The sequence below is a fragment of the Flavobacterium hungaricum genome, from assembly GCF_015182285.1.
In the GTDB taxonomy this organism is placed as follows: Bacteria; Bacteroidota; Bacteroidia; order Flavobacteriales; family Flavobacteriaceae; genus Flavobacterium; species Flavobacterium hungaricum.
On the sequence record NZ_PRDM01000003.1, the window covers coordinates 697,101 to 716,251 of the forward strand.

Here is a 19,151-nt window from a genome sequence, read left to right on the forward strand (position 1 = left end):
TATGGTATTTTTTCAGTGAATATAATTTCCAAAGTGTAGAATTAATGATTTAGTATCAGAATGTATAAAAAGCACTCTGACTAAACTTCCATCATTGGTATCAATCAAATATTCATAACTCGATGTGGTCCATAAATCGGTCAAATTAAAAATGTTCTTTTTTACTTTTTCTGCTAATTGATTCAGATTATCTAAGTGATAACTGCTTTTGAATAGATCTGGTGCCGCATTGAACGTGGCCAAATGGTCAAGACACCATAAAAAATTTTCATTTATTCTCTCTTTAATATGGTCAACATCCTTTCTTGTGGACTGGTTCATGTTAAAAAAATGAAATTCCGTACCGTTATTGTTTGGCGAGGGATTTATAAATTGATCCCGATCCTCCAATTTTCTGTCGGTTCTAATTCTCAGGTCGATAATTGCAGGATTATATCCGTCTGATAATAAACTCATAAATTCAGAAAACAAACCAATTGAATTTTCCAATAGCTTTATCTGGGTCAATTCATCATCATTACTTACCATTTACTTATTTAAATTATGGTTAATTGCTTATTTGTGCATTACAAAGAAAATCATTTGATTTTAGAAATTGACTAAGACGTTTAAAATCAAAAAATGAGTCTATACTTGACAGTTATAGACTCATTAATATAAGTATTGAAGCAGATTTTAATTTGTTCCTGCAGCATTTTTATCTACCAAAAACAATAACTCTCCAGAAACAGGTTTTATTAATTGCATTGGATACTTTTCTGGATTATATTCTCCATTTAAAACTTCGTTAAGTGCAGGTGCTTTTTTATCGCCAAAAGCTATTACAATAATTTTGGCTGCTTTGTTGATTAACGGCGCAGTCAATGTAATACGGTGCATTTTTTGAGGTTCAAGATAATAGGCGTCAACCCATTTGTTTTGTTCGTGTAATACTGCCTGTCCAGGAAAAAGAGAAGCCGTGTGTCCGTCATCTCCCATTCCCAATAAGATAAGATCAAATTTACCTTCTTCACCCAAGATTTTTCTAATAGTCTGTTCATAGACAACAGCATAATCTTCTGGGGTATTGCCGTCTTTGTACATCGCAAAAATATTTTCGGACGGAATTGGAACGTGGCTTAACAATGTATTGTAAGACATTTTTGCATTACTAAGATCATCATTTAGCGGCACCCAGCGTTCATCTCCCCAAAAAATAAAAACCTTGCTCCAGTCGATTTTTGATTTGTAATCTTCAGAAGCTAATAATTTATAAATCCCCGCAGGAGAAGAGCCTCCTGTAAGAACAGCTGTGAATCTGTTTTTTTTAGCAATTGACTCATTTGCCGCTTTTACAAAAAGATCTGCAGCTGTACTGTTGATTTCTTCGGTATTGTTATATATCTGTATCATCTAAAATTTCTTCTTTAGTTTGTGTATTCGGAATCCATTTATGTCCTTGGCGTGCCAATAATTCGTCAGCCTCTTCTGGTCCCCAGCTTCCTGCTTTGTAATTCGGGAAATTTGTTGGAGCTGTAGTTTTCCAAACATGCTGAATTGTATCTATTGCATCCCAGGCTTGCTCAACTTGATCCCAGCGCATAAATAGGGTAGGATCTCCTGCCAATGCATCTGCAATTAATGTTTCATAAGCTTCTGGCGACATTGTAGAACAGGCAAAATAATCAAAGATCATTTCTGCAGGTCGTAACGAAAGTGAAAGACCCGGTTTTTTGGTCATAAATTGCAGCTTAATATCCATTGCAGGCTGAATGTTGATGATCAATCTATTCGGTGTCATGCCTTCTTTTCCATAAGAAAAGGAGGAATGCGGTACTGGTTTGAACTGAATAATGATAGAAGATTGTTTTTCCTCCATTCTTTTTCCTGTACGCAGGTAAAACGGAATTCCCTGCCATCTCCAGTTATCCAGATAAATTTTCATAGCCACATAAGTTTCGGTATTCGAATCTGGTGCTATGCCTTTGTCCTGACGGTAAGCAGGAACTGGTTTTCCTTTTATGGTGCCGGCATCGTATTGAGCTCTTACAATGTAATGATCTACTTCGTCTGGTTTAATACGGCGAATCGATTTTAAGACATCAGCTTTTCGGTTTCTAATATCGTCTGCTTCTAATGAAGCCGGGGCCTCCATAGCTGTCATACACAAAATTTGAAGCAAATGGTTCTGAATCATGTCTTTTAATGCACCAACGCCTTCATAAAAACCGCCTCGTTCTTCAACACCAACTTCTTCGGCAACGGTAATTTGAACAAAATCAATAAAATTACGGCTCCATAACGGTTCAAACATTGAATTTCCAAAACGGAAAGCCAGAATGTTCTGTACAGTTTCTTTACCTAAATAATGATCGATCCTGTAAATCTGCTCTTCTTTAAAAGTCTGCGAAAGCATGGCATTCAATTCAATAGCAGAAGTTTTGTCGTAACCAAAAGGTTTTTCGATAATAATACGGTCTTGTTTCGAATTGGCTGCAAGACCGATTTTTTTTATATTGTTTGAAATCGTCGAGATAAAAGACGGCGTAATAGAAAGATAGAAAAGTCTGTTAGCGCGTTCTCCATAAATTTGATCCAGGCTGTTAATCTTTTCATTCAATCCCTGATACGATTCTTCTTTGTCTATATCAAGACTGTGATAGCTAATGTGCGTTAAAAACTTTTCAGTTTCGGTATCCGAAAGTCCTTTTTTTCTTGAAAATTCATTTAGATTTTCTAAAACATAACGGCGAAAATCTTCATCACTTTTTTCTGCTCTCCCAAGAGCAATAATCTGAAATTTTTCAGACATACGCCCGTCAAGATACAGATTTTGAAATGCCGGAAAGAGTTTTCTCTTTGCCAGATCTCCAGTTCCTCCAAAAATAACAATGATCGTTGGATTTTTAAGTTTATTTTTAGTCATTGTGTGTAGTTGTGTTGCTTAAAATTCTTATTCAGACCATTGTGTGTGAAAAACACCAGCAGTGTCAATACGTTCGTAGGTATGGGCGCCAAAATAATCACGCTGCGCCTGAATTAGATTTGTCGGCAGATTGGCAGATCGGTAAGCATCAAAATAAGCCAGCGAATTCATAAGTCCAGCAGCAGGAAGACCTTTTTGCACAGCAAATGAAACCACTTCTCTCATTCCGTTCTGGCTTTCTGTAAGTTTTGATGCGATGCTGGAATCTAATAATAAATTTGGCAAATCTGCTTTGCTTACAAAAGCTTTTCTGAAATCTTCTAAAATGGTGGCACGAATAATACAGCCGCCTCTCCATATTTTGGCAACAGTTTCCAGATTTAATCCGTAATTATATTCTTTAGAAGCGGTGTAAAGCTGTGCTAATCCTTGCGCATACGTTACAACGATAGAAAAATACAAAGCCGATTTTAATGCAGCAATTGCTTCTGTAGTATTTACATCGGTTTTAGCAGCATCCCAAACAAGTTCTTTGGCTGCTTCAATTCTTTCGGGTTTAGTTTTAGACATATCGCGCATAAAAACTGCAGCATCGATAGTCGGAATTGGAACTTGTAGATCCATTGCGTTTTGCGAAGTCCATTTTCCTGTTCCTTTGGATTTTGCCCAGTCCGAAATTTTATTGATTAATAAACTTCCGTCTTCGTCTTTTTGTTTCAGAATGTTACCCGTAATTTCGATCAAATACGATCTCAAATCATCAGTTTGATTCCATTCTTCAAAAGTTTTCTGAATCGTAGTGTCATCCAGATTGTAACCTCTTTTCATAAGATCGTAAATCTCAGAGATCAACTGCATGATTCCATATTCAATTCCGTTATGAACCATTTTTACATAGTTACCAGCAGAACCATTTCCAAGATATTCCACACAAGGTTCTCCGTCGACTTTTGCGGCAATAGCTTCAAAAATAGGACGCAGCCTTTCGTATGCTTTCTGATCACCTCCCGGCATCATCGCAGGGCCGCGTCTAGCACCTTTTTCACCGCCAGAAATTCCCATTCCAAAAAAGTGGATTCCTTTCTCAGAAAGTTCCAAAAATCTTCGGTCTGTATCGGTAAAAAATGTGTTGCCGCCGTCGATAATAATGTCACCTTTTTCTAAATGAGGCAGTAAACTTGCTATAGCGCTGTCTACAGGTTTTCCCGCAGGAACCAGCAGCATGATAGCTCTAGGTGTTTGTAAAAGAGATGCAAAATGTTTGACATCTGTTGTAGCTTCAATAGTATGGTCAGAATCGGCTTCCTGTTGAAGAGAGTTAACTTTTTCGGTATCTAAGTCTAAACCTGCAGCCGCAAAATTATGGCTGGCAATATTTAAAAGTAAGTTTCGGCCCATTACACCTAGTCCTACAATTCCAAAATCAAATTTGCTCATAGTTTTCAATTAACTAAAATTATTAGAAGAATGTTTTTTCCCGAAAAAAGTAAGAAAAAAATCAGTAATGCTTTTTCATTCAGTTCTTTGCGGGAAAATAAGTTTGTTTTAATCTTACTATTTAAGATTGACTCCGCTAAGTTAGAGAAAAATGCTGAAAAATTAAGAGTTTAAAACTGCACTTTATGGGTTTATTGTGATACTTTTTTAAGTGTAAAAAACATACTTATTTTTATATTGAATCGCTTTTAGTATTACAGTAAGACTGGGTGTAATTGAACGCTGGAAATCTTGAAGAAGAAATTAATACCAACAAATTTATGTGGGGTAAATAAGATTACATATATTTCAATCCTGCAAAGGCAGGATTTATACTCAAAGCTTCAGAATATATTTATTCAAGTGCATCCAATTATGTTAATGATTTTGGTTTAGTTAGTATTGAAAAAGCAGAAAACCCTATTGTAGATGTTTTAGATCCAAAATCGATTTTTAGATTTAATAGTTATTAGTGTCGTTTAAAGTCGGAGACTTTTAGATATGAACGTTATTAAAGAAATAATAAGGAAAAAGCGCAAAGTCGGAGACATTTGCGCAGCGACTTTGAGAAGGAACACTTTGGGGGGCTGAGGAATATTGATGCTGGAATAGGAAGAAATATCATTACCAAATCAATAAGTGAGATGAGGGGAAGAAATGGAGTACGGATATATTACAGAATGAAAGGAGAAATGATGGAGATTATAGGATATTCAAGTAAAAATAATCAACAAGATGTTATAAATAGATTAATAAAGATTTATGGAAAATAATGATTTTTTTTTAGCGTTTGATTTTTTTGTATCATTTCCAGGTGGTTATAGAATTAAAGATATTACCAACGGCAATACAGATGTTTATATAGTTTTAAAGAGCGATTTTTCAAAAGTTTATATTGCTACTGTATTTACGCTTGAAAATATAAAAACTATCTTAAGGAATAATAATCAAAAATGGTTTTGGGCTCAGGATTTACTTGTAGTTAAAGATTTATCAAGAGAAACTATTTATCAATCAATTGATGAAATAATGCGGGATGAATCTTTAGATGTTAATCTTATTTTTAGTGTAGCAAATAAGACTTATTTAGAAATAGTAGGGTCAGACAAAATAAGGGAGGATCTTCTATAAATGGGTAATGTATCAGATGTATTGGTGGTTAATTGTTGCATCTAATATTTACAGAAAATCAGATATTTATATTAATATCGCATAAAAATTAAAACAGCCTCTGGGCTGTTTTTTTATTTTATAATGCCTTAAATCGAAAAAAATGGAGTCAAACCAGACTAGGTGTTACAGATGTGTTGGTGACATTCAAAAGATGATAAAGTATGGAAAGACAAAGTCTGGCAATCAAAGATATATTTGCAGAACATGCGGAAAAACTAGAGTTGAAAATTATATTTATTAAGCTTATGAGGCAGAGATAAACCAGAATATTACCCCCGCTCCCCGAAGTGTTCTAATGAAAAGCTGCGCAAATGTCTCTGACTTTGCGCAATTTTTTTACCATCTTGATAATTCGAAAGTCAAATTATCAGACTTGATAAGAGATTTTAAAAAGTTTACAGCAAAATCGATTTTAGAAAAAATCCAGAACAGTCCAGAAAGCAGAAAAGAATGGATGCTGGAGCGTTTTAAATTGGCCGCACAACAGCACACAAGAAATAAAGTTTTTCAGTTTTGGCAGTACGGAAACTATGCCGAAGAAATTTATGCCAACAAATTTATGTGGTATAAATTAGATTATATACATTTAAATCCTGTAAAGGCAGGATTTGCACTCAAAGCATCAGAATATATTTATTCAAGCGCATCCAATTACATAAATGATGTTGGTTTAGTTGATATTGAAAAAGCAGAAAATCCTATTGTAGATGTTTTAGATCCAAAATCGATTTTTAGATTTAATAGTTATTAGTGTCGTTTAAAGTCGGAGACTTTTAGATGTGAGCGTTATTAAAGAAATAATAAGGAAAAAGCGCAAAGTCGGAGATATTTGCGCAGCGACTTTGAGAAGGAACACTTTGGGAAGCTGAATTTGCAATTGCAAAAAAATGGAAATAACAAAAATATCAAAAATGTTTAGCAATGGAATGGCATTAAAAATTTATTAGCTAAAACTACTGAAAATACTAGTACAGCTTACACTAAACAAAAAGTCGATGACCTTAAGAAAAAAACAGATTTATAAAAAAAAACATTTAAAGAAGTATGGAAAAGATTATGTAAAAATAGTCTTAGTATTAATTTTTCTTCTATTTATATTCAGAAAACCAATAATTTATTCCTCAGTTTTAAATTTATTTAGTACAGAGAAAACTTATGCATATATAATTGATGAGAAGAATTATGAGAGGAGAGGGCATTTAACAGATTCGTTTACATACTCTTATGAGTTTGATTATGATGGAACAACTTACAATGAAAATAGTAACGTGAGAGGAATGAAAGTTGGAGATAAGATTAAAGTCGAGTTTAATAAATATTTTCCTTTTATTAATCGTATTTTAAAATAGAATTGGAAGTTGAGAATATACAACTAATTCCCCGCTGCCCGAAGTGTTCTAATGAAAAGCTGCGCAAATGTCTCTGACTTTGCGCAATTTTACTCGAGCGCATCCAATTACATAAATGATGTTGGTTTAGTTGATATTGAAAAAGTAGAAAACCCTATTGTAAATGTTTTAGATCCAAAATCGATTTTTAGATTTAATAGTTATTAGTGTCGTTTAAAGTCGGAGACTTTTAGATGTGAACGTTATTAAAGAAATAATAAGGAAAAAATGCAAAGTCGGAGACATTTGCGCAGCGACTTTGAGAAGGAACACTTTGGGGAGCTGAGCTCAGTTAGACCCAAGTGGTGAAAAAATTCCTCTTAGGGAGACTTATAATAATAAGGAACTTTACAAAAGAACTTTATTTACAAAAGAAGTAATACAATATCAAAAAACTTTCAATACAATAAAGAAAAATTATGATTATTATAAAAAAACTAACTAAAACTAACTTCAAATTCTATTGTTTCATAATTAGTGTTTTCTTTTGTTCATGTGTATCACAACAAAAGAATATAATGTCTTCTAAAATTAATTGTAAGGTATATTCAGATAATTTTGCTAAAGTTTCTTTTTCTGATGATGATCAAGATTTAAAATCAATAGAACTCAACAAATTTTACGCAGAGCTTAATGATTTTGATATAATTATTTATAATTATTTAGAAGGAAGTGATAACTATAAATTCCAACGTTTTTTTAAGACAAAATTTGGAATATGGAATGAAGTAAAAATAGAAAATGGTACTAAATTCGAAACTGAAATTGTAATTAAGAATGAAATGGTTTTGAATCATTTAAATGCATTAGAACAAAAATCTTTTTATCAATTTTGTGGTAATTGTTATGATTGTAAATATTATACCTTTTTAATAAAAAAAGATAATGTAATATTTAAATATCATTCTAATGATGTGCCTTTCTTTAATATTGATGATAATGAACAAGAAAAATTAAACAATTACAAAATGATCTACAATTTTTTTAAAGAAAAATAAAAGTATAAGTACAATGACAAGGATCCCCCGCTCTCCGAAGAGTTCAACTAAAAAGCTGCGCAAATGTCCCCGCTCCCCGAAGTGTTCTAATGAAAAGCTGCGCAAATGTCTCTGACTTTGCGCAATTCTTTACCATCTTAATAATTCGAAAGGCTATAAAAGTCTCTGACTTTATCCGTTCACTTCTTTTTAATAAATTAAGTAAAATCTTATATTTTTGAATCAAAAAGTAAAGAAATAAAAAGGAACAATTTTACGAGGCAAGTTATTCGTATTGTTTAAAGTCGGATACTTTTAGAGGTGAATGTTGCTAAGATATACAATAAAAAGCGCAAAGTTGGAGATATTTGCGCAGCGACTTTGAGAAGGAACACTTTGGGGAGCTGAGAAATAATTTAAAAGATTTAGCTAATTTTGTAACCTCATATCTTCAAGGTGCAACTCAAAGCTATTTTAGTCAAAATAATACTAGTAATACAAATATAACGCCAGTTAAATAACAATGAAAAAATCAATTTTAATATTTAGTTTTGCTATCTATCTTATTTGCCTCATAATAAACATTGCAGAGTTGTTCATATCAGGTTTTAGTTTTGAGACATTATTCCTAATTTTTTTTAGTTCATTATGTATTGCATCATTATATTTTATTTTTGAAGGAAAGAATATAAAAAAAGCATTTATTTTTTTATCAGTTGTTCACTTTTTACAATCTTTTAGTGTTATCATTTTAGGATTCACATTTAAGCTTATAATTGGTCCAGATATTTCATTGTATTTGGTAGATTCTTCGGATAACCTTCTTCGCCTTTCTACGAAATTATTTAATGTTTTTGCTTATTTTAATTACGTGAAAAATGATAATACTGTTGCTTTAGGAATTAATTTTGTACATCTATTTCTTTTTGTTTTTTTTTATTTTGGAGCAAGGAAGATAAAAACGTAAGCTTTGAAGACATGAGAAACCCGATCGCTTAGATTTCTAGTTTCTAGACAACGATAGCGTGGAGATTTTTTCCGTGCCCTCAAATAGAATCGACAAAGAATAGAAAACCACCGCTCCCCGAAGTGTTCTAATGAAAAGCTGCGCAAATGTCTCTGACTTTGCGCAAATTTTTTGTCATCTTAATAAAGTCGACATGAGCAGTTAGTGGTAATCAATTAACATGTGGCACTAGACACGCCTCAGTTTGTTATAATGCGACCGTAAAATCAGATGGAACAATTGTTATTGACTTTGAACTAAATGATGGACTTGATTTAAGTCCAAGTCAAGTAAGATCAAATGCTTGCAATAATATTAGTATTGTTACAGATTTTTTATATCATGATTTAGTAGGAGGAAATAGTTAAATGAAGATAATTGGAAAATGGCAAATAGAAAATAAAAATTAAATAAGTTATGCGAAATTACTTTAATATTATAATTGTTTTTTTGATCTTATTTTCTTGTAATAAGATTGAAACTGGTGAAACTCTTGAGAAGAAAGATCTAGACAATATCAAAAGCTTAAAATTATTGAAAGACGGAGAGATTATATTTGGTTTTTATAGCGAATATAAGAAAAGTGTTGCTGGTAGTTTTTTTACTAATCAAAGAATTGCTTCTTACTGGGTAGACGAGCGTAATTCAAAAAAAAATGAAATAAATTCTGCTTACTATAAAGAAATAGTGGAAATTGACACTGTATTTAATGCTGGTGCAACTTATACTCCTTATATTCTTGTAACAAAGACAAATGGAAAAAGTTTTAAAGTAAGGGTTGATGGCGACAAGAAGGAAATTAAAACATTTTTTGAAGGTGCTATTCGGCAGTGGAAAATAAAAGGCACCCTAAGGTAGTGTTCCAAATTTAGTGATATGAGATTTTAGAATTCTAACGTTTTGAAATTGAACAAATTTTAGGAATAAAATAGGTAGTGTACCCGATCGTTTATATTTCTAGACAACGATAGCGCGGAAAATTTTTTCCGTGCCCTCAAAGAGAATCGACAAAGAATAAAAAACCTTGCCAGTTGGCAAGGTTTTTTTATGTTTTTTAGAGGTTTGAGAATGTGCCCCCGCTCCCCGAAGTGTTCTAATGAAAAGCTGAGTAAATGTCTCTGACTTTGCGCCTTTTTTTACCATTTTAATAATATGATAGTTTATAAAGTCTTTTACTTTTCTGTTCTCATTTTTTTTAAATAAAGTAAAACTTATATTTTTGAATTGAAAAAATAGATGATGTAGGAAGTATAGTTTCGCTTAAATTCACAGACTTTTAGATGTGAACGTTATTAAAGAAATAATAAGTAAAACGCGCAAAGTCGGAGACATTTGCGCAGCGACTTTGAGCAGGAACACTTTGGGGAGTTGAGAAACAATTAAAAACAATCCAGATAAAAAAAATAATGACCTTTTAAAATCAGAGGTAGCACCTGTTAAAAGAGATAATACTTCTGTTAAAAAAACTAAGTTACCAAAACCAGCACCAAACCAGCACCAAATGCTGGTGAAATTTGTTGGTCATAGATAAATTATGAATTACAACTACGATACACCCGAACAAGCAATAATCTCTTTAGAGAATGCATATTCTAAAATGGATATTGCAAATGTGATTGCATCTAAAGATTTTATTACTGAAGCAAAGATAACTTTGCAAAGAGCAGATTTTGAATTTAATCAAGCAACAATAGCAGAGACAGCTAAACTACTGGAATTGTCACTTATTGAAAATATTCAAAATAATGGTTTTCCTGATTTTACTAATGTTAACAGGCAATTTTCAGAAATAAGTGAGATAGATAATGACCTATACTTTTTAGAAGAATCTTTAGAATATGAAAATGGTGATACTTACAGCAACATAGTTTTTTTAACTATTAAAGATAGAAAGTGGAAAGTAGTAATGACCGAGGAAAAATAATTGCCCCCCGCTCCCCGAAGTGTTCTAATGAAAAGCTGCGCAAATGTCTCTGACTTTGTGCAATTTTACTCGAGCGCATCCAATTACATAAATGATGTTGGTTTAGTTGATATTGAAAAAGCAGAAAATCCTATAGTTGATGTTTTAGATTCAAAATCGATTTTTAGATTTAATAGTTATTAGTGTCGTTTAAAGTCGGAGACTTTTAGATGTGAACGTTATTAAAGAAATAATAAGGAAAAAGCGCAAAGTCGGAGACATTTGCGTAGCGACTTTGAGAAGGAACACTTTGGGGAGGGTAGTGCAAAAGATTATAACGTAACTATAAAATGGACACAAACAGTAAATGTTAATAAAAAGACGCTAAAGAGTATAATGATAATAAAGGAACTACTACAGGAGGAAGACGTGGTTATAGAAGATAAAAAAAAATAAAATTGATATGAAAAAACTAATAATACTAATAATACTTATGACTTTTTTTTCTTGTGAGAAGAAAAGAAGTAAAATTATAAAAGGAGATATTTTTATTAATGAAACAGGATTATATTATTCAAAGAGCATAAATATAGTTCTGAAAGAATACAACGATGGTAGCTTGACGTATGGAGTTTCTGATAAAGATAATAAATTAATTTACCAGCAAAGTGTATTTATATCATTTGCAAAGAATCAAGATTGGTTAATATATGTTGATAATCAAGAAAATATTTGGTTTTATTCCAGCGATATCCAAACTACTAATGTTTTGATGAGAGACAGTTTAAATAATTATAAACTAAAAAATTTTTGTAAAGAAAGTATAAAAGTGCCAGAAAAATTATTAAAAGAATTGTCGAATTCAAGTAAAGATTTTTGTTTTACAAAATTCGATAGTGTTTCAGATTAAGTAGTAATGTACCCCCGTGCTTGGTAATGTGGTAGTGTTACAGATTAGGTGTTTTTATAATTTAACCACTTAACTAACTGAAAAAGGAGATTAAATTTTAATTATTGAATAAAAAAAGAGACGACTAGCAGATCGTCTCTTAAACCTTAAAATGCATTTACTTTACCCCGCTCCCCGAAGTGTTCTAATGAAAAGCTGCGCAAATGTCTCTGACTTTGTGCAATTTTTTTACCATCTTAATAATTCGAAAGTCTATAAAAGTCTCTGACTTTATCCGTTCACTTGTTTAATAAATTAAGTAAAATCTTATATTTTTGAATCAAAAAATTAAAGAATGAAAGAGGGATATGTAATAAGAGATCAGACATTACCGCATTTTATAACACCAACAGTTGTAGATTGGATAGATATTTTTACACGTCAGAGTTATCGAGATATAATCATCGAATGTTTAGATTATTGCATTAAAACAAAGGGATGATATTGTATGGTTATGTCATTATGAGCAATCATATTCATATGATTGTACAATCTGAAGATGGCAAATTATCAGACTTGATAAGAGATTTTAAAAAGTTTACCGCAAAATCAATTTTAGAAAAGATTCAGAATAGTCCAGAAAGCAGAAGAGAGTGGATGCTGGAACGTTTTAAATTGGCGGCATAACAGCACACAAGAAATAAAGTTTTTCAGTTTTGGCAGTACGGAAACCATGCCGAAGAAATTTACAGCAATAAATTTATGTGGTTCAAATTAGATTATATACATTTAAATCCTGTAAAAGCAAGATTGACCCACAAAGCTTCGGACTATATCTACTCGAGCGCATCCAATTACATAAATGATTTTGGTTTAGTTAGTATTGAAAAATCAGAAAACCCTATTATAAATGTTTTAGATCCAAAATCGATTTTTAAACTTAATACTTATTAGTGTCGTTTAAAGTCGGTCGGAGACTTTTAAATGTGAACGTTATTAAAGAAATAATAATGAAAAACGCAAAGTCGGAGACATTTGCGCAGAGAGCTTGATTTTATGGAGGAGTTTATTATTCAACACCATCATTTGGAACAAAAAACAATTTTAAATATGAAAAAGGCAATATTTTTATTAATAATTTTTTTAATAGCTATTGTTGGTTTTACTTTTGTAAATGCAATAGTAACATCACGTCATGAGTATAAAAAGAAATATGATTTTGTAATATCTAATATAGAAATAGATGCTAAAGGTGATTTAACATTTTATGACAGTATTAATAATAAATATTTTTTTGCCAGCTATAGATTTAATGAATTTGACAAATTAGGAATTTCAGTAGGGGATAAAGTTTTTAAGGATCATTATTCAAAAAAATTGATCATTAGTAGAAAAATAAATGATAAATATAAAATTTATCATATTCAACAACCTAATGGTCTGATTCCTTTTTCGCTTTATAGTTATTGATAGACCCGATCCCCCGCTCCCCGAAGTGTTCTAGTGAAAAGCTGCGCAAATGTCTCTGACTTTGCGCAATTTTTTACCATCTTAATAATTCGAAAGTCTATAAAAAGTCTCTGACTTTATTCGTTCGCTTCTTTTTGATAAATTAAGTAAAATCTTATATTTTTAAAATAAAGAGTTCAGTTATTAGTATCGTATAAAGTCGAAGAAAAATGAAAAAAAATAGAATAGAAACAGGTTCAATAATTAAAATTCCATTAGAACATAACTTTGGTTTTGTTTTAGCAAAGTTTATAAATCTTAAAGAAATTAAAGAAGATATAGGGTATAATGAATTTATTTATGTCTATAAACGTGTTTTCGAAAATGAAAATTTGGAAATAGAAAATATTGACAACAATGATTTATTACTAGGAGGTATCTATGTGCTTAATCCATATCCAGCAATTAAAAATAAAATATGGGAAATAGTTGGTTTGCTTAAGCCAAAAGAAAATGAATTAGAGATACCTGATTTTAAGGATTTTGGTCCGTTGTTAAGTCTTTATGAAAAAGATGCTAAAATTTGGTATTATATCCATAATGCAGAAGTGAATAACAGAATTATTGTTGATTATGAAAAAGTAAAACATTTAGAGAAATTTGTCTACAGAGCTTACGGTTCAATATCCACACGTTTAACTATGGAAGTTATCAGACAAGAAGGTAAAAAGATTGAGGACTATTATAAATTAGATAATCATGATGATTTAGCTTCATATTATAATACTATTTATACCCCAATTTATTCTACTATTCCAGAAGAGAAAAGGGGAAAAGCTAGTGTTTAATTCTTTATCTTATTAACTTGGCTAGTGTAAATTTCAAAATATCTATTTAATCAATTTTTCAAGTCTTGCCATCATTTCATCTTTCTCCTTTAACATTCTTTCGTATAAGGCAATCTTTTCTTCGTGAAGCTGAATTAATTTATCAATTGGATTATGATTATTAATTACAAATCCAATTGCACTATCATTATTATGAAATGTGTTTGCAATAACATTCACCGCCTGCTCTTCATCAAAGTTTTGAAAAGCTTCAACAGGAATGTTCAGAGAATTTGAGATTTGTTTTAGGAGACTTTCTTCAATTACATCTTTTTGTTCCAGCATAGAAATCTTCTTCTGATTCCATTCTTCTCCCAGATCATACGCCAATGCTTCTTGTTTAATGCCAAGCATTTCTCTAAAACGTTTTACGTTTCTTCCCTGATGAATTTTCTGTTCCATAATGAGTATAAATTTTCTGAAAGCCCAAAGATAAAGCCTTTCAGGTTAAAAAGTCTGAGTTTCAAAGATAAAAAAAAAAAGATCCCGTAAAACACTCTTTTGTCAGATATTATATCCAATTTTAGAATAGATTATACACTTAAGTGATGGGAACTTTCTGCAGCTAAAATCTGTTCAATCGAAAAAATAGGGAAGCAAGTGCAGTGCTTTTGAACTTAAAATTCTCTTTTTATAGTATAATGTTTTTATAAATAACTTATTTTTAGCTGTTTATGTAAAATTTAACATTCAAACATGGGAATTATGTAAAATTTCTATATATTTTTGCAGCATAAAGGTTATAGAATTATAACACAATAAATTTGAAGTCCCAATCTACTATTTATTAAAATTTAATTTAATTGCGAATGAGAATACTTTTAGTTGCGCTGCTAATTTCATTAAGTTCGTTTACAAACTTTCGTACAACTGCTAATGAGGAAATTCTAGATGAAGCTGATTTTTTAAGGCTTAACGATCACGTTAACGAAATCAAATCTGTTTGCCAAACGGGTAAATACAGTAATAAAATTGCTTTTTTTGTTGATATGAAAATCAAATCAGGAAAAAATCGTTTTTTTGTTTACGACCTGCAAAATGATAAAATTATTGATCAGGGGCTTGTTGCTAATGGCAGTGGTTCTGAAACCGGAGTTAGAGGAGATCTTAAATTTAGTAATACTCCTAATTCAAACTGCACTTCGTTGGGTAAATATGCTGTAGGCGGCTCTTATAAAGGAATGTTTGGTAAAGCATTTAGATTAAATGGCTTAGATGAAACTAATAGTAATGCACTTTCGAGAGCGATTGTACTGCATCATTATTCTGCTGTTCCCTACGATGAGCAAGACTATTATATCGCAAACAGCCACGGATGTCCAATGGTTAACGAAATCTTCTTTAAAAGACTTGAAAAAATCATAGAGAGTTCTAATTCAAAAATTATGATGTACGTGTATTATTAAGAATACAAGTTCAATATAAATAAAAAAATGCGCAAAAGTCTACATTGGCTTTTGCGCATTTTTTTGGTTTAGAATAAAATTGATGGTTACAATTCTAATCTATTGCCTTGATCTTTTCTTTCGAAGGTATTAGAAAATTCACTGTGAATATATTTTGGTTCTTCTCCCCAGCATAAAAGTTCTTCACTTGTAGATTGGTAAAAACGTTCCACATGATTACGTTCAAAGGTTTCCATGTATAGAGGGGAATCTTCAGAAATGTTTATTGGTGCGGTGTAGTTTTCGTTGTAAGTTCTCATGGTGCTAAATTTTAAGTTTGAATCACTTTTCTCTGAGCATTAAATATCTCTATTTGTTCAAGTCAAAATTAGAAAGGACACTTCAAAAAGTTTTACATAATTATATTCAATAGTTATTTAATTTCCAGTTGGTTGATAGTAAGATTCTATAATTTAAGAAGTTAGATTGTATAAGTGCAATGATATTTCGTTTTGTAGCTTTACTTTAATTAAAAACTTACTATTATGAAAGCAAATAATCAAACTCCGCAAAATACAAACAATGGTGCAGACCATCGCAGTGATACTAGAAAACATCAATATAAAGATCATGATGAGGTCTTAACAAACGATGAAAACTATGATACTGACACGAAAAAATTTAAAGGTGAAGAACCCGATTTTGACGATAAGTTGAATAACGAAGAAAAAAAATAAAAACGAAAACGCCTTAAATATAGATTGAGGCGTTTTTTTGTTAATGTGCTTTGAATGTATTTTAACGCGGATGAAACAAATTTACTTTCGCAAAAACGCGGATACAAACGGATTTTTATAGTCAAAAAATCATAGAAATAGCTGTCTTCGTGATAACAGAAATTATAAAGAGATTTGCAATGTTACATCATTTTTCCCTCTTTGGCATATTCTTTTTTAATGCCCTGAATAAGATGATCGAGCTTAATGCTTTGGTTTTGGTCTTCAAGCGTTCGCAGACAAGCGTATTGAATGATATTTACAATATTGGCGCCTGTAATATCGTATTTTTTTGAAAGTTCGTTAAGATTGACATCGTCGGCAATTTTGATTCCTTTAGGCAGATTGTTTTTCCACAATTGTAAGCGTTCACCGTAGGACGGCACTTCAAACTCAATAATAGACTGAAACCTTCTTGTAAAAGCGGTATCGATATTGGTTTTAAAATTAGAAGCCAGAATAACCAGCCCAGGATGGTTCTCGATGCGCTGCAGTAAATACGAAACTTCCTGATTGGCATATTTGTCATGAGCGTCGCGTACGTTGGTTCTTTTTCCGAAAACGGCATCAGCTTCATCAAAAAAGAGAATCCAGTCTTTGTCGATTGCTTTGTCAAATAGAGAAGAAAGATTTTTTTCGGTCTCGCCAATGTATTTCGAAATCACCATTGACAAATCAATTCTATAAACGTCTCTTTTCGTATATTTTCCTAATAATGAAGCGGTCAGCGTTTTTCCGGTTCCCGGCGTTCCGTAAAACATCACTCTAAAACCGGGTTTTATTTTGGCTTTCATATTCCATTCATGAAGCAAAATATCGTTGAATTTAAGCCAGGTTTCTACTTCTTTTATCTGATTTAAAGTAGAAGTATTGAGAACAAGATCTTCCCAATCCAATTGGGTTTCTATTAGCTGGGCAGGAAAAATACTGCTGAGCTGCGGTTTGAGGATTTTTCCGGTGATGAATTTTTCGATGTATTCTTCTTCCAAAATTAATAAACCACTTAATTTAGGCTCACCGTGCGGCACAGATTCTATTTTTATAATTCCCTTTTTATACAGAAAAGATTGATTGTGTAAAAAGTTGTAGAATGAGATCCGGTTTTCCAGATCATTTCCGGCAATTAAAAACTGAGCTGTTTCTCCAGTTGGTAAAATACCGCGGTGATTTTTGGTTTTAATCCCTCCAAATTCCGGCAGTTCACCGCCATTTGGTAAATATTCGGCAATAGTAGAACTCAAAAAATCGGGCTTGATATGTGGAACCAGAGCTAATCCTAAGAGAAGAATATCAATTTCGACTAAATGATTTTCGATAATAAATTCATCAATAAAACCATTTGAATCAAGCTGATTAAAAAGAGGTTTTTCCATCGGATTTTCGACCTGAAAAAGATGATCAAGCTGGAATACGAATTGATTTTTTAAGTAAGTGACTATATTTTCCATTTTATACTAATGATTCTATTGAAAAAAAATCAAGTTTTGATTGTTTATAGTTTCTGATTTTGTTCATCACAGCGTTTCCATTATGAGAACCGCCGGCATTGGTATTACCTTCAATAGTTTCTATGGTATCGGCATGAACAGCAGTTACAATTCCGGTATGAATCCAGTCGTTTGGTGTTTTTTGAAGAAGAAATATGTCTCCCGGTTTTATTAGAGCAGGATTGGTTCGGGCAGTTTGATAACGGGTTAAGATCTTTTTTTGAATACCCGTTGTACCGACGGTATCGCAGCTGTAAGTTAACGGCATCAGGGTTTTAAAGCTTTTTCCCTGAACAGCAGCTGCCTGATCAATAATGGCCTGAACAAATCCCATACACCAAAACCATTCTGTTCCTTCATGTCCGTCCATATAACTTCGAACCCAAGGTCCCGTATTACTTTGGCTATTTATGACAAGTTCAAAAGGATTATTTTTAAGATGATTTTTGGCCGTATTCAGAATTAATTCCCTTAAATTATTCCCTGATATTGGGCTTTCAAAAGCTTTTTTAAGAGGAGAGACAAGTACATCAAATACGGTTTGATTTACAATTCCGTTTTGAGGAAGGCCATTGGATTTTTGAAAATTCAGCACTGCTTTTTCTGTTGCCGGACCAAAATCGCCATCAATATCTGTAGCGGTTCCAGAGTTTGGATTTTGCACAGCAAATAAATTAAGCCAGGACTGAATTTTTTCAATGTCTTTTTTGTTATTATTTGCGCCTTTTCTTTCTTGTGGTGCTTTTATAACAAGTTCTTTTTGGTAGAATGTTTTTTGCATGACTAAAGTTTTTAGATGTTACTGTATTGCTTTTTCGTTCATGAAAGGATATGGCTGTTTTTTAATTGTCTTTATTAAAAATGGTTTTAACTGAATTTTGAATTTCTCCAAACTTACCTATTGAAAACAGTTCTTGCCATGAATTTAAACCTTTGGTTTCTATTAATTTATCGAAGTATTCATTTATTGATAAATTTAATTTACTGTAACCGTATCCGGATTTAAAATAATATAACTCATCTTTGATTTGATTATCAGTCTGTTTAAAAAACGCAATTTCTGTTTCATCAGAATTAAAATAATCAAAGGGTTTAGCCATCAGCATAAACTTGTTTTGTTCTTCATCATTATTTTCATTAAAGCGTCTCATCCAATACTCTTGATAATTTTTTAGATTTAAAAATTGGTCAATGTCAACAATATTGATTTCACCAAATAAATCTAAATCTCCATTTGCTGAATCCCATTGTATTTCTACACTTCCAATCTTATTGTAAAATGCCTTTATGGAGTCAGCTATGATTATATTATTTTCTTCTTCTAAAAATTTAATATAATGTTCAGGATAACCAGATTTTATTGAATACTTAATAATATTTACATTCTTGTTTAATAGGAGTTCATTGATTAAACCGGAAATTGCTAAGAAATAATTTTTACTCTCCATAA

At 31.7% G+C, this 19,151-nt stretch carries 23 protein-coding genes and 2 pseudogenes; 16 read left to right on the plus strand and 9 right to left on the minus strand.

Features of this window, described 5'->3' with window-relative positions:
• Positions 1-12: 12 nt before the first annotated feature.
• The 4 genes from C4F50_RS16055 to gndA form a co-directional block, all read right to left on the minus strand.
• Complete coding sequence (locus C4F50_RS16055) at positions 13-528, minus strand: hypothetical protein (RefSeq protein WP_194139657.1); 516 nt, start codon at positions 526-528, stop codon at positions 13-15.
• Positions 529-675: 147 nt separating this feature from the next.
• A complete protein-coding gene (gene pgl, locus C4F50_RS16060; protein WP_194139658.1) occupies positions 676-1,392 on the minus strand; it encodes a 6-phosphogluconolactonase in 717 nt (238 codons plus the stop codon).
• Complete coding sequence (gene zwf, locus C4F50_RS16065) at positions 1,376-2,905, minus strand: glucose-6-phosphate dehydrogenase (protein WP_194139659.1); 1,530 nt, start codon at positions 2,903-2,905, stop codon at positions 1,376-1,378. The genes pgl and zwf overlap by 17 nt, the downstream gene beginning before the upstream one ends.
• 27 nt (positions 2,906-2,932) lie before the next feature.
• Positions 2,933-4,342 carry an NADP-dependent phosphogluconate dehydrogenase gene (gene gndA / locus C4F50_RS16070; RefSeq protein ID WP_194139660.1) on the minus strand — a complete coding sequence of 470 codons (1,410 nt, stop codon included), beginning with the start codon at positions 4,340-4,342 and terminating at the stop codon, positions 2,933-2,935.
• A gap of 801 nt (positions 4,343-5,143) precedes the next feature.
• Between gndA and C4F50_RS16075 the strand changes: the two genes are divergently transcribed.
• The 14 genes and pseudogenes from C4F50_RS16075 to C4F50_RS16135 all read left to right on the plus strand — a co-directional run bounded on the left by C4F50_RS16075 (position 5,144) and on the right by C4F50_RS16135 (position 14,014).
• Positions 5,144-5,512, plus strand: a complete 369-nt coding sequence (locus C4F50_RS16075; RefSeq protein WP_194139661.1) for a hypothetical protein — start codon at positions 5,144-5,146, stop codon at positions 5,510-5,512.
• A gap of 142 nt (positions 5,513-5,654) precedes the next feature.
• Positions 5,655-5,792: pseudogene (locus C4F50_RS25910) on the plus strand (IS1/IS1595 family N-terminal zinc-binding domain-containing protein); the annotation flags it as partial.
• Positions 5,793-5,849: 57 nt separating this feature from the next.
• Positions 5,850-6,305, plus strand: a complete 456-nt coding sequence (locus C4F50_RS16080; protein WP_194139662.1) for a hypothetical protein — start codon at positions 5,850-5,852, stop codon at positions 6,303-6,305.
• A 244-nt stretch (positions 6,306-6,549) separates the two neighbouring features.
• Positions 6,550-6,903, plus strand: coding sequence for a hypothetical protein (locus C4F50_RS16085; RefSeq protein ID WP_194139663.1), 354 nt, complete (start codon positions 6,550-6,552; stop codon positions 6,901-6,903).
• A 51-nt stretch (positions 6,904-6,954) separates the two neighbouring features.
• On the plus strand, positions 6,955-7,110 hold the full coding sequence (locus C4F50_RS16090) for a hypothetical protein (protein ID WP_194139664.1): 156 nt from the start codon (positions 6,955-6,957) through the stop codon (positions 7,108-7,110).
• A gap of 350 nt (positions 7,111-7,460) precedes the next feature.
• Complete coding sequence (locus C4F50_RS16095) at positions 7,461-7,940, plus strand: hypothetical protein (RefSeq protein WP_194139665.1); 480 nt, start codon at positions 7,461-7,463, stop codon at positions 7,938-7,940.
• A gap of 502 nt (positions 7,941-8,442) precedes the next feature.
• Positions 8,443-8,886: a hypothetical protein gene (locus C4F50_RS16100; RefSeq protein ID WP_194139666.1), complete on the plus strand. Its 444-nt coding sequence runs from the start codon at positions 8,443-8,445 to the stop codon at positions 8,884-8,886.
• A gap of 456 nt (positions 8,887-9,342) precedes the next feature.
• Complete coding sequence (locus C4F50_RS16105) at positions 9,343-9,783, plus strand: hypothetical protein (protein WP_194139667.1); 441 nt, start codon at positions 9,343-9,345, stop codon at positions 9,781-9,783.
• Positions 9,784-10,459: 676 nt separating this feature from the next.
• Entirely contained in the window at positions 10,460-10,849 is a 390-nt protein-coding gene (locus C4F50_RS16110) for a hypothetical protein (protein ID WP_194139668.1), read from the plus strand.
• 27 nt (positions 10,850-10,876) lie between these two features.
• Positions 10,877-11,032, plus strand: a complete 156-nt coding sequence (locus C4F50_RS16115; protein WP_194139669.1) for a hypothetical protein — start codon at positions 10,877-10,879, stop codon at positions 11,030-11,032.
• Positions 11,033-11,291: 259 nt separating this feature from the next.
• Entirely contained in the window at positions 11,292-11,738 is a 447-nt protein-coding gene (locus C4F50_RS16120; RefSeq protein WP_194139670.1) for a hypothetical protein, read from the plus strand.
• 334 nt (positions 11,739-12,072) lie between these two features.
• Positions 12,073-12,671 (plus strand): annotated as a pseudogene (locus tag C4F50_RS16125) (REP-associated tyrosine transposase).
• Between the two features lie 156 nt (positions 12,672-12,827).
• Entirely contained in the window at positions 12,828-13,187 is a 360-nt protein-coding gene (locus tag C4F50_RS16130) for a hypothetical protein (protein WP_194139671.1), read from the plus strand.
• Positions 13,188-13,396: 209 nt separating this feature from the next.
• Positions 13,397-14,014 (plus strand): Imm26 family immunity protein, encoded by a 618-nt coding sequence (locus C4F50_RS16135; protein ID WP_194139672.1) that lies wholly within the window; start codon positions 13,397-13,399, stop codon positions 14,012-14,014.
• Positions 14,015-14,056: 42 nt separating this feature from the next.
• Here C4F50_RS16135 and C4F50_RS16140 read toward each other — a convergent pair whose 3' ends face one another.
• Complete coding sequence (locus C4F50_RS16140) at positions 14,057-14,455, minus strand: helix-turn-helix domain-containing protein (protein ID WP_194139673.1); 399 nt, start codon at positions 14,453-14,455, stop codon at positions 14,057-14,059.
• Between the two features lie 407 nt (positions 14,456-14,862).
• Here C4F50_RS16140 and C4F50_RS16145 point away from each other — a divergent pair, with 407 nt between their 5' ends.
• Entirely contained in the window at positions 14,863-15,459 is a 597-nt protein-coding gene (locus C4F50_RS16145) for a murein L,D-transpeptidase catalytic domain-containing protein (RefSeq protein WP_194139674.1), read from the plus strand.
• 86 nt (positions 15,460-15,545) lie between these two features.
• On the opposite strand, the gene C4F50_RS16150 is transcribed toward C4F50_RS16145, so the two are convergent.
• A complete protein-coding gene (locus C4F50_RS16150; protein WP_194139675.1) occupies positions 15,546-15,758 on the minus strand; it encodes a hypothetical protein in 213 nt (70 codons plus the stop codon).
• Between the two features lie 225 nt (positions 15,759-15,983).
• Here C4F50_RS16150 and C4F50_RS16155 point away from each other — a divergent pair, with 225 nt between their 5' ends.
• Positions 15,984-16,175 carry a hypothetical protein gene (locus C4F50_RS16155; RefSeq protein ID WP_194139676.1) on the plus strand — a complete coding sequence of 64 codons (192 nt, stop codon included), beginning with the start codon at positions 15,984-15,986 and terminating at the stop codon, positions 16,173-16,175.
• 182 nt (positions 16,176-16,357) lie between these two features.
• Here the strand turns inward: C4F50_RS16155 and C4F50_RS16160 are convergent, their stop codons facing one another.
• From C4F50_RS16160 to C4F50_RS16170, 3 genes are all read right to left on the minus strand, one after another.
• Positions 16,358-17,662: an ATP-binding protein gene (locus C4F50_RS16160; protein WP_194139677.1), complete on the minus strand. Its 1,305-nt coding sequence runs from the start codon at positions 17,660-17,662 to the stop codon at positions 16,358-16,360.
• 1 nt (position 17,663) lies between these two features.
• The gene (locus tag C4F50_RS16165; protein WP_194139678.1) at positions 17,664-18,482 is read right to left on the minus strand and encodes a peptidoglycan-binding protein; all 819 of its coding nucleotides are present in this window, start codon (positions 18,480-18,482) and stop codon (positions 17,664-17,666) included.
• A gap of 61 nt (positions 18,483-18,543) precedes the next feature.
• Positions 18,544-19,149, minus strand: a complete 606-nt coding sequence (locus tag C4F50_RS16170; protein WP_194139679.1) for a hypothetical protein — start codon at positions 19,147-19,149, stop codon at positions 18,544-18,546.
• Positions 19,150-19,151: the final 2 nt, after the last annotated feature.

What these genes read in the sequence shown, in the direction of transcription:
- C4F50_RS16055 (WP_194139657.1), bottom strand. Translation starts at nt 528, where the DNA reads ATGGTAAGTAATGATGATGAATTGACCCAGATAAAGCTATTGGAAAAT.
- pgl (WP_194139658.1), bottom strand. Translation starts at nt 1,392, where the DNA reads ATGATACAGATATATAACAATACCGAAGAAATCAACAGTACAGCTGCA.
- zwf (WP_194139659.1), bottom strand. Translation starts at nt 2,905, where the DNA reads ATGACTAAAAATAAACTTAAAAATCCAACGATCATTGTTATTTTTGGA.
- gndA (WP_194139660.1), bottom strand. Translation starts at nt 4,342, where the DNA reads ATGAGCAAATTTGATTTTGGAATTGTAGGACTAGGTGTAATGGGCCGA.
- C4F50_RS16075 (WP_194139661.1), top strand. Translation starts at nt 5,144, where the DNA reads ATGGAAAATAATGATTTTTTTTTAGCGTTTGATTTTTTTGTATCATTT.
- C4F50_RS16080 (WP_194139662.1), top strand. Translation starts at nt 5,850, where the DNA reads ATGAAAAGCTGCGCAAATGTCTCTGACTTTGCGCAATTTTTTTACCAT.
- C4F50_RS16085 (WP_194139663.1), top strand. Translation starts at nt 6,550, where the DNA reads ATGACCTTAAGAAAAAAACAGATTTATAAAAAAAAACATTTAAAGAAG.
- C4F50_RS16090 (WP_194139664.1), top strand. Translation starts at nt 6,955, where the DNA reads ATGAAAAGCTGCGCAAATGTCTCTGACTTTGCGCAATTTTACTCGAGC.
- C4F50_RS16095 (WP_194139665.1), top strand. Translation starts at nt 7,461, where the DNA reads ATGTCTTCTAAAATTAATTGTAAGGTATATTCAGATAATTTTGCTAAA.
- C4F50_RS16100 (WP_194139666.1), top strand. Translation starts at nt 8,443, where the DNA reads ATGAAAAAATCAATTTTAATATTTAGTTTTGCTATCTATCTTATTTGC.
- C4F50_RS16105 (WP_194139667.1), top strand. Translation starts at nt 9,343, where the DNA reads ATGCGAAATTACTTTAATATTATAATTGTTTTTTTGATCTTATTTTCT.
- C4F50_RS16110 (WP_194139668.1), top strand. Translation starts at nt 10,460, where the DNA reads ATGAATTACAACTACGATACACCCGAACAAGCAATAATCTCTTTAGAG.
- C4F50_RS16115 (WP_194139669.1), top strand. Translation starts at nt 10,877, where the DNA reads ATGAAAAGCTGCGCAAATGTCTCTGACTTTGTGCAATTTTACTCGAGC.
- C4F50_RS16120 (WP_194139670.1), top strand. Translation starts at nt 11,292, where the DNA reads ATGAAAAAACTAATAATACTAATAATACTTATGACTTTTTTTTCTTGT.
- C4F50_RS16130 (WP_194139671.1), top strand. Translation starts at nt 12,828, where the DNA reads ATGAAAAAGGCAATATTTTTATTAATAATTTTTTTAATAGCTATTGTT.
- C4F50_RS16135 (WP_194139672.1), top strand. Translation starts at nt 13,397, where the DNA reads ATGAAAAAAAATAGAATAGAAACAGGTTCAATAATTAAAATTCCATTA.
- C4F50_RS16140 (WP_194139673.1), bottom strand. Translation starts at nt 14,455, where the DNA reads ATGGAACAGAAAATTCATCAGGGAAGAAACGTAAAACGTTTTAGAGAA.
- C4F50_RS16145 (WP_194139674.1), top strand. Translation starts at nt 14,863, where the DNA reads ATGAGAATACTTTTAGTTGCGCTGCTAATTTCATTAAGTTCGTTTACA.
- C4F50_RS16150 (WP_194139675.1), bottom strand. Translation starts at nt 15,758, where the DNA reads ATGAGAACTTACAACGAAAACTACACCGCACCAATAAACATTTCTGAA.
- C4F50_RS16155 (WP_194139676.1), top strand. Translation starts at nt 15,984, where the DNA reads ATGAAAGCAAATAATCAAACTCCGCAAAATACAAACAATGGTGCAGAC.
- C4F50_RS16160 (WP_194139677.1), bottom strand. Translation starts at nt 17,662, where the DNA reads ATGGAAAATATAGTCACTTACTTAAAAAATCAATTCGTATTCCAGCTT.
- C4F50_RS16165 (WP_194139678.1), bottom strand. Translation starts at nt 18,482, where the DNA reads ATGCAAAAAACATTCTACCAAAAAGAACTTGTTATAAAAGCACCACAA.
- C4F50_RS16170 (WP_194139679.1), bottom strand. Translation starts at nt 19,149, where the DNA reads ATGGAGAGTAAAAATTATTTCTTAGCAATTTCCGGTTTAATCAATGAA.